Source organism: Nakamurella flava (assembly GCF_005298075.1).
Classification (GTDB): domain Bacteria; phylum Actinomycetota; class Actinomycetes; order Mycobacteriales; family Nakamurellaceae; genus Nakamurella; species Nakamurella flava.
Map to the genome: position 1 here is coordinate 1,995,861 of NZ_SZZH01000001.1, position 13,185 is coordinate 2,009,045.

At 70.0% G+C, this 13,185-nt stretch carries 11 protein-coding genes; 3 read left to right on the top strand and 8 right to left on the bottom strand.

Going from position 1 to position 13,185, the window contains the following annotated elements:
• Window positions 1–28: 28 nt before the first annotated feature.
• From FDO65_RS09000 to FDO65_RS09015, 4 genes are all read right to left on the bottom strand, one after another.
• Entirely contained in the window at window positions 29–1,288 is a 1,260-nt protein-coding gene (locus tag FDO65_RS09000; protein ID WP_137448976.1) for a hypothetical protein, read from the bottom strand.
• Between the two features lie 43 nt (window positions 1,289–1,331).
• On the bottom strand, window positions 1,332–2,651 hold the full coding sequence (locus tag FDO65_RS09005) for a hypothetical protein (RefSeq protein ID WP_137448977.1): 1,320 nt from the start codon (window positions 2,649–2,651) through the stop codon (window positions 1,332–1,334).
• An 87-nt stretch (window positions 2,652–2,738) separates the two neighbouring features.
• Window positions 2,739–3,572, bottom strand: a complete 834-nt coding sequence (locus FDO65_RS09010) for a glucose-1-phosphate cytidylyltransferase (RefSeq protein WP_137448978.1) — start codon at window positions 3,570–3,572, stop codon at window positions 2,739–2,741.
• Between the two features lie 69 nt (window positions 3,573–3,641).
• Entirely contained in the window at window positions 3,642–4,712 is a 1,071-nt protein-coding gene (locus FDO65_RS09015; RefSeq protein WP_240757505.1) for an alpha-hydroxy acid oxidase, read from the bottom strand.
• Between the two features lie 635 nt (window positions 4,713–5,347).
• On the opposite strand from FDO65_RS09015, the gene FDO65_RS09020 reads away from it, so the two are divergent.
• Together FDO65_RS09020 and FDO65_RS09025 are read left to right on the top strand one after the other, a co-directional pair.
• Window positions 5,348–6,625 (top strand): MATE family efflux transporter, encoded by a 1,278-nt coding sequence (locus tag FDO65_RS09020; RefSeq protein ID WP_137448980.1) that lies wholly within the window; start codon window positions 5,348–5,350, stop codon window positions 6,623–6,625.
• Window positions 6,625–7,014: a hypothetical protein gene (locus FDO65_RS09025; RefSeq protein WP_137448981.1), complete on the top strand. Its 390-nt coding sequence runs from the start codon at window positions 6,625–6,627 to the stop codon at window positions 7,012–7,014. Before FDO65_RS09020 ends, FDO65_RS09025 begins: the two co-directional genes overlap by 1 nt.
• Here the strand turns inward: FDO65_RS09025 and FDO65_RS09030 are convergent.
• Genes FDO65_RS09030 through FDO65_RS09045 form a run of 4 tightly spaced genes read right to left on the bottom strand, consistent with a single transcriptional unit; the run spans window position 7,002 to window position 10,838 of the window.
• Window positions 7,002–7,985, bottom strand: coding sequence for a glycosyltransferase (locus FDO65_RS09030; protein ID WP_137448982.1), 984 nt, complete (start codon window positions 7,983–7,985; stop codon window positions 7,002–7,004). The two genes, FDO65_RS09025 and FDO65_RS09030, sit on opposite strands and share 13 nt — an antisense overlap.
• Window positions 7,982–9,268, bottom strand: coding sequence for an NAD(P)H-dependent oxidoreductase (locus tag FDO65_RS09035; protein WP_137448983.1), 1,287 nt, complete (start codon window positions 9,266–9,268; stop codon window positions 7,982–7,984). The genes FDO65_RS09030 and FDO65_RS09035 overlap by 4 nt, the downstream gene beginning before the upstream one ends.
• Window positions 9,265–9,810 carry a dTDP-4-dehydrorhamnose 3,5-epimerase gene (rfbC, locus tag FDO65_RS09040; protein WP_137448984.1) on the bottom strand — a complete coding sequence of 182 codons (546 nt, stop codon included), beginning with the start codon at window positions 9,808–9,810 and terminating at the stop codon, window positions 9,265–9,267. Before rfbC ends, FDO65_RS09035 begins: the two co-directional genes overlap by 4 nt.
• 2 nt (window positions 9,811–9,812) lie before the next feature.
• Window positions 9,813–10,838 carry an NAD-dependent epimerase/dehydratase family protein gene (locus FDO65_RS09045; RefSeq protein WP_137448985.1) on the bottom strand — a complete coding sequence of 342 codons (1,026 nt, stop codon included), beginning with the start codon at window positions 10,836–10,838 and terminating at the stop codon, window positions 9,813–9,815.
• Between the two features lie 698 nt (window positions 10,839–11,536).
• Here FDO65_RS09045 and FDO65_RS09050 point away from each other — a divergent pair.
• Entirely contained in the window at window positions 11,537–13,150 is a 1,614-nt protein-coding gene (locus FDO65_RS09050) for a glycoside hydrolase family 26 protein (RefSeq protein WP_137448986.1), read from the top strand.
• The last annotated feature ends 35 nt before the right edge of the window (window positions 13,151–13,185 follow it).

Here is a 13,185-nt window from a genome sequence, read left to right on the forward strand (position 1 = left end):
AGTCGGCCGATCACCCCCGGAGGGGTTGTCAGCGCGCGGAGCTGGAGACGATCCGACCCGGCGGTCGGGGCCAGGTCTCGTCGTCGACGTTCGGTGCGCGGGCGGCCAGGCCGTCCGGGTCGTCCTCCATCTGCGGGCCCCGGCGGGGTGACCACAGGGTGACCAGCGCCAGGACCGGGACGGTGATGATCGCCGTCGTCAGACCGGGCTGCAGCAGCAGCAGCGTGAGCAGCAACGGGACGGACAGCGTGCGGCTGGGTCCGCCCCAGAAGGCCAGGAGGAACATCCCCGCCAGGATCAGGCCGGCCAGCAGGCCGTACTCGTAGAAGATCTTCACGGGGGTGGGAACCAGCAGTCCGACAAGCCCGGAGTCGTTGACGACGCGCTGCGAGGACCCCGGTCCCCACCCGAGCACCATGGCCAGCGGATCCGAGATCCACTGGGGCGTGATGACCTCGTACGGCAGGGTGGAGCGCAGGGCGGCGGACGAGTTGTCGGACTGCACCTCGGTCGACCGGCTCAGCAGCACCTCGCCGAACGTCGTCAACGACGTGGCCACGACCGTCAGGACGCCCAGGAACCAGTAGGGGGCCAGGATCGACCGCGCGCGGCTCAGGAGCAGCACCACCACGCCGCCGATGACCAGTACGACACCGGACCCGGACACCGTGGCGACCAGCCCCACGATCAGCACCACGATCGCCCAGATGGATGACCGGGACAGCAGCGCGGCCAGCAGTCCCAGACCGAGGAACGCCGAGGTGATGGAGGGCTCGAGCCCGATCCAGGCGGTGCCCTTGTAGATGGGCGAGCCGTAGAAGATCGGGATCAGCGTGTTGAACCCCTCGAGCAGGAACGACGGGGGGACGACCCGCGCCACGACGTCCACGTACTGCACGCCGGCCAGCTGCGAACCCACCATGGCCAGTGTCGCCACCGCCAGGACCACGGTCGTCCGGGTCAGGTACCGCAGCAGCAGGACGAATCCCGCCCGGCCGGTGTCGACCAGCCGGAAGGTGAAGGGCAACCAGACGGCCAGCACCAGGAGCCAGGCGTTGACGCTGATGTCGGCGTTCGGCAGCCAGGCCTGCTGGAGCAGCATGGCGACCCCGGTCACCCCACCCATGGCCAGCCACCAGCAGAAGCGGAGCCGGTCCAGGCAGATCACGTGGCAGATCGCCGCCGCCGCCACCCAGCCCAGGATGAGCACCGTGGTCATGCCGATGAACGGCACTCCGGGGATACCCACCCGCTGGGTCAGGATGACGAGGATGAGAAGAGCCGCCACCCAGCGTGCGGACCGCCGCTCCGTCGCGTTCGGCTGCACGGCCTTACTTCGCCAGGACCAGAGTCGGGCGGGCGCGGGAGAACGATTCGAGGATGTGCAGGGTCCGGCTCAGGGTGGTGCGCCCGCTCTGGACGACGACGTGGGCGCGAACGTCCGACTGTCCCTCCAGCAGGGCCGCCGCATCGCTGTCCGCGACGACGACCGCCACCAGCAGATCGGCACCGTTCTGCAGCATCACGTCCTCGCGGACGTCCCGACCCAGCAGGCCGAGGGCCGCTGCCCGGTCCTCCACCTGCTCGGGCTGGATGACGATGACCCGACGGCCGTGGGCCCCGATGAAACCGGCCAGTTCCTCACCGATCGCCTTGCTCTGGGCGATCGTTCCGGGGGCGGCGACGACGGCGACGGTGTCGATGCGGGAATCGAGGCACTCCCCCGCCAACTTGGCCACCTGGCCGGAGCTGTTCACCTCGGTGTGCGGCAACAACGTGCGCAGCGCGCGGCCGGACGACACCCGCAGGCCGCGCAGGCCCAGCAGGAGCGCGGCGAGCCCGCCGAGCAGCAGACCCGCGACCAGCCCGATGGCGGCACCGATCGGGCGTCCCAATCCTGCCGCCGAAGCGGTGGTCGCCGGGTCGGTCACCGACAGCGCGTTGGTCTGGCCGATGATGGCGTCCTGCCGGGTGCCCAGGGCGGCCCCGAGCTGGTTCTTACGCGCCAGCTCGGCCTCCGTCTGCGGGAGCGTCTGGTCGTTGAGCACCGAAGTGGAGTCCTGCAAGGCGGTGGTGAGCGCAGCCTGGCGACCGGCCTGAGCGACAGTGATCACCGCGGAGGCGACCACGTTGGCCGAGTTCACCGCCTGCTGCTCGTCCGGCGCCGTGACGGTGACGGTGACGAGGCGGGTGTCGGTCTCCCACTTTGCACTCAACCGGGCCGACAGATCGGTCGCGGTCGTCTGCAACGCGGCGGCGGCCTGGTCCAGGACGGTCTGGTTCACCGCCGTCCGGGCCAACGTCTGCCCGGTCTGCTTGGCCACGTTGCTGTCCGGTGACGTCACGGTGTACTCGATGACCGCCGAGGCCTTGTAGCCACCGCCACCCGACACCCCGAAGCCGATGAGCGCGCCGACCAGGGCGCACACCAACAGGAGCACCGGTCGCGCCAGCAACAGGCCGGTCGGCGGCAGTGTGCCGCGGTCCAGGATGTCCGCCGTGTCCCCGGCGTCGGCCGTCGTCGCGGACGGGCGGCCGACCGCCCCATGACGGGGGCGTCCGGCGCGGCTGCCGTTCTCCGGTTCGGGCTGCCCGCCACGCGGGCGCAGGCTGCTGCCGCGGGCCTGTCGCTGCGGGTTGGTCGTCGTCATGGTGGGGTTGGCTCTCTCTCGTCGTCCCGGGCGGATGAACGCCGGTGGGCGGTGCGCCGGGCCCGGTGGGGCCCGGCGGCGGGGGGATCAGTCCTTCCAGACCTTCCAGGGCGCGTCGCCGCTGTCCCAACGCTTGTTCAGATCGGTCCAGTCGCGGAACGTGTCCATGCCGGCCCAGAAACCCTCGTGCGCGAAGATGCCGAGCTGGCCGTCCCGCGCCACCCGCTGCAGCGGCGCCTGCTCCAGGAGCAGGCCGGGCTCGTCGTCCAGGTAACGGTCGGCGAACTCACGCTGGAACAGGAAGAACCCGCCGGACACCCAGCCGGTGGCCAGGGTCGGCTTCTCGTTGAACTCGACGACCTGCTTGGCGGCCTCGTCGACGTGCACCTCGCCGAACCGGCTGGTCGGGTGGACCCCGGTCACGGTGGCCAGGCGGCCGGACTCGACGTGCTGCTGCAGCTGCGCGGACAGGTTGACGTCCCCGATGCCGTCGCCGTACGTCAGGGCGAACGTCGGGGCGTCACCCAGGTACTTGCGGATGCGGCGGATGCGGCCACCCGTGCCGGTCTCCAGACCGGTCTCGGCGAAGGTGACCTCCCAGTTCTCCTCCAGCGTCTCGTCGTGGAAGACGGGCGCCTGCTGCGAGCCGAGGTGCAGGGTGAAGTCGTTGACCTGCTCGCGCATCTCGAGGAAATGACGCTTGATGAGCTCGCTCTTGTAGCCGAGGCAGAGGATGAACCGGCGGAAGCCGTGCGCCTCGTAGGTCTTCATGATGTGCCAGAGGATCGGCTTGCCGCCGATGTCCACCAGCGGCTTGGGCAGCTTCTCGCTGGCCTCGCGCAACCGGGTTCCCATCCCGCCGCAGAGGATCACGACCGGGATGTCGGCCGGGTTCGGGGTGGTGCCTTCGATGGTCGTCATGTCATCCCTCGGGTGGTCGGGTCGGGTGGGTCGGAAGTGGTCGGTGAAGTCGTCCGGACGTGGTCCGGCTCAGGCCCGCACGACGAGGTCGGGGGGCACCGCGTCCGCCCTCGTGAGCCCGGCCAGAGCCAGGCTGTGCCGCAGGTCGTCGGTCAGGGCGTCCAGCGCGGCGGTCACGCCCGTAGCGCCGTCCGCCGCCAGGGCCCAGAGCGCCGGTCGGCCGATCATGACGGCACGCGCGCCCAGGGCGAGTGCGACCAGGACGTCGAGGCCGCTGGTGATGCCGCCGTCGACGAGGACCGGGACCTGATCACCGACAGCCGCGACGACCTCGGCCAGCGCCAGGGCGCTCGGCACCGCCCGGTCCAGCTGGCGGCCGGCGTGGTTGGAGACCACGATCCCCGCTGCCCCGGCCTGGACGCAGTCCTGGGCGGCATCGCCCCGCAGGACGCCCTTGACCAGCACGGGCAGACCGGTCGCTCGGGTCAACCAGTCGATGGTCTCCAGAGTGATGGACGGATCCTGGGCGGCGGCGGCCCGCGCGGCGACGTTGTCCGACCGGATATCCGCCGGCAGGTACGGCCTGACGTTGACCAGGTACTCGTCGTCGGGCATGGAGATGCGGACGCCGGCGACCTTGCGCTTGCGCCCGACGTAAGGCGTGTCGCCGGTCAGGACCAGGGCCCGGGCGCCGGCGTCGACGGCCGCCTCGACGATGCGCATCGTCACGTCACGACGTTGCATGACGTAGACCTGGAACCACCACGGGGCGTCGAGCGCCCCCATGTGGGCGCCGAAAGCGGCCACCGGCACGGACGAACGGGTCGAGAGCACGAACAGGGCCCGGGCCGCGGCCGCGCCGGACCCGGTCGCGGGCTCGGCGTCGACGGATGCCAACTGGTGGAACGCCGACGGTGCGACCGCGATGGGGGTTGCGTACCGATGGCCGAACAGGTCGACCGAGGTGTCGACCTGTCCGACGTCACGCAGGGGCCAGGGGCGCAGACGGAAGCTGTCCCACGCCTGCGCGGCCTCGTGCCGGGTGAGTTCGGCGCCGGCGCCGGAGTCGTAGTACTCGAAGACGGCGGACGACAGCACGGACCGGGCGGTCGCCAGGTGCTCGGCGAGAACGGGCAGCACGTCTTCCTTTCCGGAACTCTGGACGACCGGGTCTGGTCGAAGGGGCGCCACGTCAACGAGGCGCAGTACCGCTCCCCCGCGGTGAGATGACCGACGCATCGATCACGGAGAGTTCACCGCTTTCCTGCATTCGAGGAGGGATGAACGTCGAAAACAGTATGCATCCCCGTTTTGCGACACGCAATGTGATGACGTCGACCCGGTACGCATCCGAGAGCACCAGGCGGATGCGGCCGAATGGGTGATGACTGGAGAGCGACCATGTCGACAGCCGGTCTTTTCACCCCCACGGTGGTCCCTCCGGGGCACGACGCGCCGCCTGGGCCGCAGCGGTCCCCCGCGAAACCCGACGACCCACTCAACCGGGTACATCTGTCCGTCACTCCGATCGTGCCACCGCGGCCCCCGGTCGGGCCGTAGAGTGACCCTGCGTTCCCTCGGGAGGCCATCGGGTCTCCTCCTGCGCTTCTCCCGTCCGTCATTCGGATGCGAACGCTGCCCGGGCGGGAACGCTCCGCCACCCCGTTCGCCTCAGGCACGGCAGGTGCCTGGGGCGCCACGGCCTCGAGTCGGACGCTCGGGTTCGGGGTTCTCGTGCACGAGACCGTCAGAACCACCCGGGAAGGAAGCAGCAGATGCGTTCACCGATCCCGGTCCGCGTTCGCCAGGTCGCGGGCCGCGTCAGCTGGACCGTCGTCGATCAGGTGCTGTCCGCCCTGTCGAACTTCCTGCTGTCGGTCCTCGTGGCCCGGACGGTCTCCGCGGACGTCTTCGGTGCCTTCTCGATGGCGTTCCTCATCTTCACCTTCCTCATCGGCGTCACCCGCGCGCTCATCGGCCAGCCGTTGCAGATCACGTTCGCCTCCGCCGAGCCCGCCGCCTTCCGTGTGGCCACCCGCTCGGCCCTCGGGGCGGCGGTCCTCGTGGGCGTCGTCTGCGGGGCCCTCTGCGTCCTGGCCGGCGTCCTCACCGGCGGCGAGCTGTCCACCGCGCTGATCGTGCTGGGCGTCTGCCTGCCCGGCCTGCTCGCCCAGGACATCAGCCGGATGGCGTTCTTCGCCCGCGGCCGGCCGGCGGCGGCGGCCGGCATCGACGCACTGTGGGCGGCCCTGCTGTTCCCCGCGCTCCTGGTCGCCCAGCTGCTGGGGCTGTCCGACATCGGGTGGCCCCTGGCGCTATGGGGGGTGTCGGCGCTGATCGCCGCCCTGGTTGGCCTGCGACTGCTCGGCGCGACGCCGCGGGTCGCCGGGGCCGCCCGGTGGGGCTGGCAGCAGCGTCCGCTGACGGGTTACCTGCTGGCCGAGTACGTGATGACCGCCGGGGTCGGCCAGATCGGCATCCTCGCCGTCGCGCTCACCGGTGACGCAGCGGGTGTGGGGTCGCTGCGGGCGGCGCAGGTCCTGCTCGGGCCGCTCGGGATCCTGGTGGCCGCGTCGTTCCTGTTCGCCATCCCCGAGATCGCCCGCCGGCCGGACATCTCGGCCGGCGCACTGACCCGGCTCGGTCTGACGATGATCAGCGCGATGGGCGGGATCACCGCCGTCTACTGCGTCGTCGTCCTGCTGCTCCCCGACGGCGTTGGCCTCGGGCTGCTCGGTGACACCTGGAGCGGCGCGCAGACCGTGCTGCTGCCGATGTCGGTGACCGCCTTCTTCGCCGCACTGGGCACCGCCCCGGCATCCGTGCTCTACGGGCTCGGGCAGGCCCGCAAGACGTTCTCGATCCAGGTGTGGAAGGCCCCGCTGCTCGTGGTCCTGCTGGCCGTGAGCATCCCCCTGTGGGGGGCCGTGGGGGCGGCCTGGGCCATCGCCGTCACCGAGATCGTCACGCTGCCCCTGTGGCTCCTGAAGGCGCGGGCGGCCGTGCGGGAGCGGTCGGCGTCGACGGTCGCCGCGACGCCGACGGTCCAGTGATGGCCGGCCTGATCCCGACCTGGATGCGGGATCTGCTGCCCGACCTGAGCTTCCTGGACCCGTGGACCCGGCCGGGCCCGGTGGCGGACATCTGGGCCTTCGCCTCGTTGACGGCGATGATCGTGGCGTCCGTCGCCGTGATCCGCGGCGGGAGATGGCCGTGGCGGGTCGTTCTCGTTCTGGCTGCCGGATCGTGGCCGCTCCCGGACCACCCGGCCCAGGGGCCGATCCTGTTCGATCTCAGCTACCAGCACGGGGTGCACGCGGCGGATCTGCTGAGCGTCGTCGCCGTGGTCGTCGCTGTCCTGCCCTGGGGGCGGTTCCGGCGGCCCGGCCGACCCACATCAGGGTCGACCGGGCAGCAGGAACGGCGGCGTCAGGACCGGTAGGGCGAACGCCTGGTGGCCTGACCCTTGAGATAGGCCAGATGGTGACGACGGGCGTCCCGGTCGCGTCGCAGGACGGCCACCCCCAGCCGCGGGAGGAATCCGGCCATCAGGACGGCCCGCATGAAGGTCGCCACGACCGGCCCGTTGTGGTCGACCAGATAGGACGCCATCGACGCGCCCTTCTGCTGCGGCATCTTGGGCAGCTGTGCGCCGCGGCGCGCCGTCTCGCGCGGTCCCGAGCTGCTGGTGGCGTGCCGGACCAGCAGATCGGTGCGCAGGCGCTGCCGGAGTCCGGCCTCCCGCACCGCACGCCCGAAGGCCATGTCTTCGTTGTAGACGAAGTAGCGCTCGTCGAAACCGCCCAGCCGCAGGAAGGTCTCGCGCCGTACCGCCAGGCAGGCGCCGGTGATCCAGCCCAGCTCGATCTCCTCGCCGACCTGCGGTCGGGCGACGACCCCGGCTCGGGGCCAGCGACGATGCAGACCGAAGGCATAGACCAGGGCGCGACGGGGAGTCGGCTCCCAGCCACCCACGCCGAGCTCGATGCGACCGTCGGCGCCGGTCGTCGCCGCTGCCACACTGCCCAGGGTCGGGTCAGCGGCCAGATCGGCGACCAACGACTCCAGCACCGCCGAGGTGGGCCGGGTGTCCGGGTTGACGAAGACCAGGTAGTCCGCCGTCGACGATCGCGCCCCCAGGTTCGCCGCCCGGGCGAAGCCGACGTTCTCCCCGTCGAGGCAGCGCGTCCCGGCCCGGCCGGCGACCAGCGCCGGCACACCGTCGGCGCCCGAGGCGTTGTCCACCACTGCGACCGGGACGGTGGGGCCGAGGGCGTCGAGCAGACCGGCCACCTGAGCGTGGCTGTGGTAGGTCACCAGGACGACCTCGTACGACGGCGCGGAATCCGCGCCGACCGGCTCGGCCTGCCGACCCGCGGCCGGACCGGCCGTGTCGTCGAGCGTGTCGGTCACGCGAACACCTGCGCCTGTTCCTGACGGAGCTTGTCGATGAGGCGCCCCTCGGGCACCACGACGTCGTCATAGGTCAGCGTCTGGTCCTTGGCCACCGGCCGCACCAGGGTGCAGCCCTCGGCCACCCCCATCGGCAGCAGGCGCTCGGACGCGGTGACGTCGGCCCGCTCGCACTCGCCGTAGGAGTGGTAGCCACCCAGCGCGTCGATGACGGTCCCGGCGGGCAGGTCGGTCTTGGCCGTCGCGACGACCTCGACCTGCGGCGCGCCCGCGGACGCGATGACCACGTCGGCGAAGTCCACCGCCCGGGCCAGGCTGGTGGGCACCTCGAAATGGCAGAGGTGGTAAGGGGTGTAGAAGCTGTACAGCGGGCCCTGACCGAGCTTGTACAGGTTCAGGTAATGCTCCTGCACCGGGTCGCTGATGGTGGCCAGGCAGTAGACGCCCGGTCCGGGCTGCGAGCCGACGACGTAGTCGACCACGCCGCCCAGCTCGCGCAGCTGGTCCACGTCGTAGGCCTTGGTCAGCTCATCGACGTGCCCGCGGTGGTCGGCGCCGCGCATGCCGCGCTTCTCCACCGTCATGCCGACGGCGTTGGCCACGATGGCCTGCTCGAACGACACCTTGGTGCCGTCGGCGAAGCTGGTGACCATGTGCGGGTCCTGGCCCCACTGGCGGGCGAAGCCCTCCTGGGTGGTGGGGTTGCGGAAGCGGTCCTGCAGACCCTTGATGTTGCCCAGCACGAGCGGGGTCAGTCCCAGCCCGGAGACGAACCGGTGCAGGTTGATCTCGACGCCCGGCTGGTCGCCGTCGACCCCGGAGAAGATGAGACCGGCGGCCCGGGCCCGGTGCGCGAGCAACGGTCCGACGGTGCCGTCCAGCTCGGCGTTCATGGTGACGACGTGCTTGCCGGCCTCGAACGCGGCCAGCGTGACCGCCGCACCGAACTCCACCGCACCGGTGACATCGCAGATGACATCGATGTTCTCGGCCGCACAGATGGCGAACGGGTCCTCGGTGACGACCGGACGACCGGCCTCGATCGCGCGGTCGACGGCGGCGGCCGAATCGGCGGTGACCAGATCGTCGACACCGGCTTCGCGGTACGCGCGCTCGGCACCGGCCAGCCGGCGGTTCGAGACGGCGGCCAGCACCATGCCCGGCGTGTACTGCACGATCTGCCGGGCGACCCCGCGGCCCATGAACCCGGCGCCGATCATCCCGACCCGGATCGGCCGACCCTGCGCCTGCCGACGGGCCAGGGCGGAATCGACGAGCATCATCGGGCGGCCCCGGACAGCTCGAGAAGCGGCCAGTTGGCGTCCTTCTCGCTGATCTTGGTGATCGGCACCGGCCAGCTCAGCCCCAGGGCCGGGTCGTCGTGCCGCAGCCCGCGCTCCTGACCGGGGGTGTACCGCTCGCTGACCTGGTACATGACCTCGGTGTCCGGGACCAGGGTCTGGTACCCGTGGCCGAACATCGGCGGGACGTACAGCGCCCGTCGGTTCTTGGCGCTGAGCTCGACCGAGACGTGCTGCAGATAGGTCGGCGAGTCCGGCCGCAGGTCGACGATCTGGTCGACGATGGCCCCGGCGATGCAACGGACCAGCTTGGCCTCGGTGGCCGGCGGCAGCTGGTAGTGCATGCCACGCAGGGTTCCGGCCTCGTAGTTGTACGAGATGTTGCACTGCACGACGTCCGGCAGCAGACCGTGCTCGGCGAACTCGTCCTGGCAGAAGCTGCGGGCGAAGAAGCCGCGATCGTCCTCACGCAGTTCGAGGTCGATGATGGCGACCCCGGCGATGGGGGTGGTCTCGAACTTCATGGTTACTTGACCGTCCAGAGGAGCTCGGCGTCGATCTGCTTGGTCTTGAGCAGGTATTCCAGCTGCTTGAGCCGGGTGTGGCCGCGGCCGGTGAAGGTCTCCGGGTCGAGGTCGATCGAGGAGAAGATCTTGGACAGCTGCTCGGCGCCGGAGGCGGCGTCCCAGTCGCAGGAGAAGCCCGGCAGCTCGGCGTGGATCTTGTCGAAATTCACGCGGTAGCTACGGTTGTCGGCGCCCGGCGCTCCGAACTCGGTGGTGCAACCGGGGAATGCGGCGGCCACGGTCTCGGCGATGTCGCGGACCTGGTAGTTCTGCTCGTTGCTGCCGACGTTGAACACCTGGTTGTGGATCGCCTCGCGGGGGGCGTCCAGCGCGCAGCGGATGGCCTTGCCGATGTCCATGGCGTGGACCAGCGGGCGCCACGGGGTGCCGTCCGAGGTCATCGAGATCTTGCGGGTGGTGTACGCCAGACCCGAGAGGTTGTTCAGCACGATGTCGAACCGCATGCGGGGCGAGGCGCCGAAGGCGGTGGCGTTGCGCATGAAGGTCGGGGAGAAGTCGTCGTCGGCGATGGCCGACACGTCCTTCTCCACCAGGGCCTTGCAGTCCGCGTAGGCGGTCTGCGGGTTGACCGGCGAGGACTCGTCGACGATGCCCTCGGCCACGCCGTACACCGAACAGGACGACATGTGGATGAAGCGCTGCACCCCGGCGGCCTTGGCCAGCTTCGCCAGCCGCACGGTCCCCTTGTGGTTGACCTGGTAGGTCAGGTCACCCAGCAGGTCGCCCATCGGATCGTTCGACAGCTCGGCCATGTGCACGATGGCGTCGAAGCCCTCGAGCTGCTCCTGGGTGACCTCGCGGACGTCCTGGTCGATGGTGTACACCGTGCGGTCGGTACCGCGGTACAGCCAGCCCGACTTGAAGTAGCCGGTGTCCAGGCCGACGACGTCGTGGCCGCGTCGACTCAGTTCCGGGGCCAACAGACTGCCGAGGTACCCCTCGGTGCCGGTCACCAGAATGCGCATCAATCCTCCAAGTAACGGGGTCCGTCCGCTGCGGACCCGTGGTGGGGCACGCGGTTCACCGCCCGGCAGGTCGTCGCCACGACCACCGGACGAAGCGCGCCCGCCGAACGGGTCGCTGTGGATCGCGACCACCGGACCCCCCGGACGTCAGGAAACGAGAAGACGACCGGGAAAGGGCACCGGTCAGGACTGCGTCGGCCCCCGTGGCGCACTGCGAATCAACGATCCAGGCACAAACACTACGGCCTTCCGGGCGAGAAGTCGGACGTATGGGGTCAACAATCAGCAGAACGTGACCAAATGCGGGGATGTTCGCGCTCCGTGGTCCACTTTCGATGAGCCACCCGGGAATTCTCACCGTATCGATCGTCACCGTCCGCGGTCGGGGCCGTGACGTCCGATTTCGGACTTCCGCGACAAGTAGGTCGGACGGCCCGGCGACGGACCGATATCACGGAGTGCTCACGCCGGTTCGACCGCGTGCCCCCATGGGGCCACGGGGCCACGGATCGAGGCAATGCAGATGACCTAGAACAGGCCCTGCAGATTGATCACCCACCGTCCGCATTCCCTCCGACGACGGAGTTTGACGTTCAGCCTTGTGACTCTTCAGAACCGACCCGTAGCGTTACTCAGTGTGATTTGAGGTGACTCCGGGTAGCGGGGTCGGCCCATCCGCCCCCGCGACAAGGACTGAGATGACGATGAGCCCCCAGCGACGGCGTGCCGCCGACCCGCCCCCGCCCCCCACCGCGGCCCATGGTGGCCGCCGCGCGAGCACTCGACTGCTCGCCGTTCTCGGCCTCGTCGTGACCGTGCTGGCCGGGTTGGTGACGACTCAATTTCCCGCCACCGCCGCGTCGGCGCCCGCCGGCATCCAGCTGTCGGCCGCTGCCTCGGTCGACGACGGCGATTCCTCGCTGGTCTACTCGGGACGCGGTTGGGACACCTGCACCCGCGCCTGGTCCGGATGCAACCTCACCGCATCCCTGGAGCGGTACCGATTCGCCACCGCCGCCGGCGACACGGTCACCCTGCGGTTCACGGGGACCGGCGTGCGACTGTTCGCCTTCAAGGAGCCGCAGGGCGGTATCGGCTCCGTGCGCATCGACGGGGTCAGCCGAGACGTCGACTACTACGCCCGCAGCCAGACGCTGACCGAGGTGTTCTCCGCCCAGTCACTGACCTCGGGCGACCACACCCTGACGCTGAGCTGGACCGGCCGCCGCGGCAACGGATCCTCGGCCAACATCAACCTCGACCGCATCGAGATCACCGACGGCGTTCCCTCGGCGTCCCCGACGCCGACCACGTCGACACCGGTGCCCACCACCGCGCCCTCGACGACGTCACCGGCCCCGACAACGCCCACGACTCCCCCGACCAGCACCCCCTCCACGACGACTCCCCCCACCACCACGGCTCCGACCACCGGCAATCCGTCCACCGGGGACCGGGCGTGGCTCTCGGGTGGTAGCGGAGCCGGTATGGGCGACGGGTCCTTCGGAGCCTGGCGGGGTAGTCCTACCCCGATCGCGACGACCTGGTCCGACACCGACTTCGACAACGCTTCGCACGCCTACCAGTTCTATCCCGGCCAGGACTACCAGAACTGGACCGGTTCGATCGACTGGTCCCCCGGTGCCCTGTGGGGTGCGAGCTGGTCGACCGCGGCCTCGGGCGCGCTGGACGACAAGTGGATCGCGATGATGAAGAACGCGCGGTCGACCTGGACCAGCAAGTCGCGCGGCACCTTCTACATCCGCTTCGCCCACGAGATGAACGGCAACTGGTTCCAGCATTCCGTGCGGGCCTCGGAGATCAACGACTTCAAGACCGCCTGGCAGCGCATGGCCCGCATCAAGCAGGCCTACTTCCCGGAGGCCAAGCTGGTCTTCAACACCAACGCCAACACCGTGCAGTCCCCCTATTACGACTGGCGGCAGCTCTGGCCCGGTGACGCCTACGTCGACGTGTACGCCACGGACTTCTACTCCCAGCACTGGAAGTTCCCGATGTTCGACGGCACCGGCGCCCCGCTCCAGCTCGAAGCCCACCGTCAGTTCGCCGCGGCCCACGGCAAGCCGTTCGCCGTTCCCGAGTGGGGCATCAACATGGACTCGGGCGGGGATCAGCCGGCCTACATCCAGTTCATGTACGACTTCTTCAGTCGCAACGGTGGAACCGGAGGCGGGAAGCTGCTCTACGAGTGCTACTTCAACTACCTCTACGCCAACAACCAGTACTCGTTGTTCCCGTCCAACCGGACCCGGGCCCCGCAGTCGGCGGCGCTGTACCAGAAGTTGTTCTGATCCCATCCCGACGGCCCACGGAGGCGGCCGGTGAC

Excerpts from the sequence above, each read along its gene's own strand:
- FDO65_RS09025 (WP_137448981.1), top strand. The coding sequence starts at position 6,625 with ATGGCCGGCCTGATCCCGACCTGGATGCGGGATCTGCTGCCCGACCTG.
- FDO65_RS09035 (WP_137448983.1), bottom strand. The coding sequence starts at position 9,268 with ATGATGCTCGTCGATTCCGCCCTGGCCCGTCGGCAGGCGCAGGGTCGG.
- FDO65_RS09050 (WP_137448986.1), top strand. The coding sequence starts at position 11,537 with ATGACGATGAGCCCCCAGCGACGGCGTGCCGCCGACCCGCCCCCGCCC.
- rfbC (WP_137448984.1), bottom strand. The coding sequence starts at position 9,810 with ATGAAGTTCGAGACCACCCCCATCGCCGGGGTCGCCATCATCGACCTC.
- FDO65_RS09045 (WP_137448985.1), bottom strand. The coding sequence starts at position 10,838 with ATGCGCATTCTGGTGACCGGCACCGAGGGGTACCTCGGCAGTCTGTTG.
- FDO65_RS09010 (WP_137448978.1), bottom strand. The coding sequence starts at position 3,572 with ATGACGACCATCGAAGGCACCACCCCGAACCCGGCCGACATCCCGGTC.
- FDO65_RS09005 (WP_137448977.1), bottom strand. The coding sequence starts at position 2,651 with ATGACGACGACCAACCCGCAGCGACAGGCCCGCGGCAGCAGCCTGCGC.
- FDO65_RS09020 (WP_137448980.1), top strand. The coding sequence starts at position 5,348 with ATGCGTTCACCGATCCCGGTCCGCGTTCGCCAGGTCGCGGGCCGCGTC.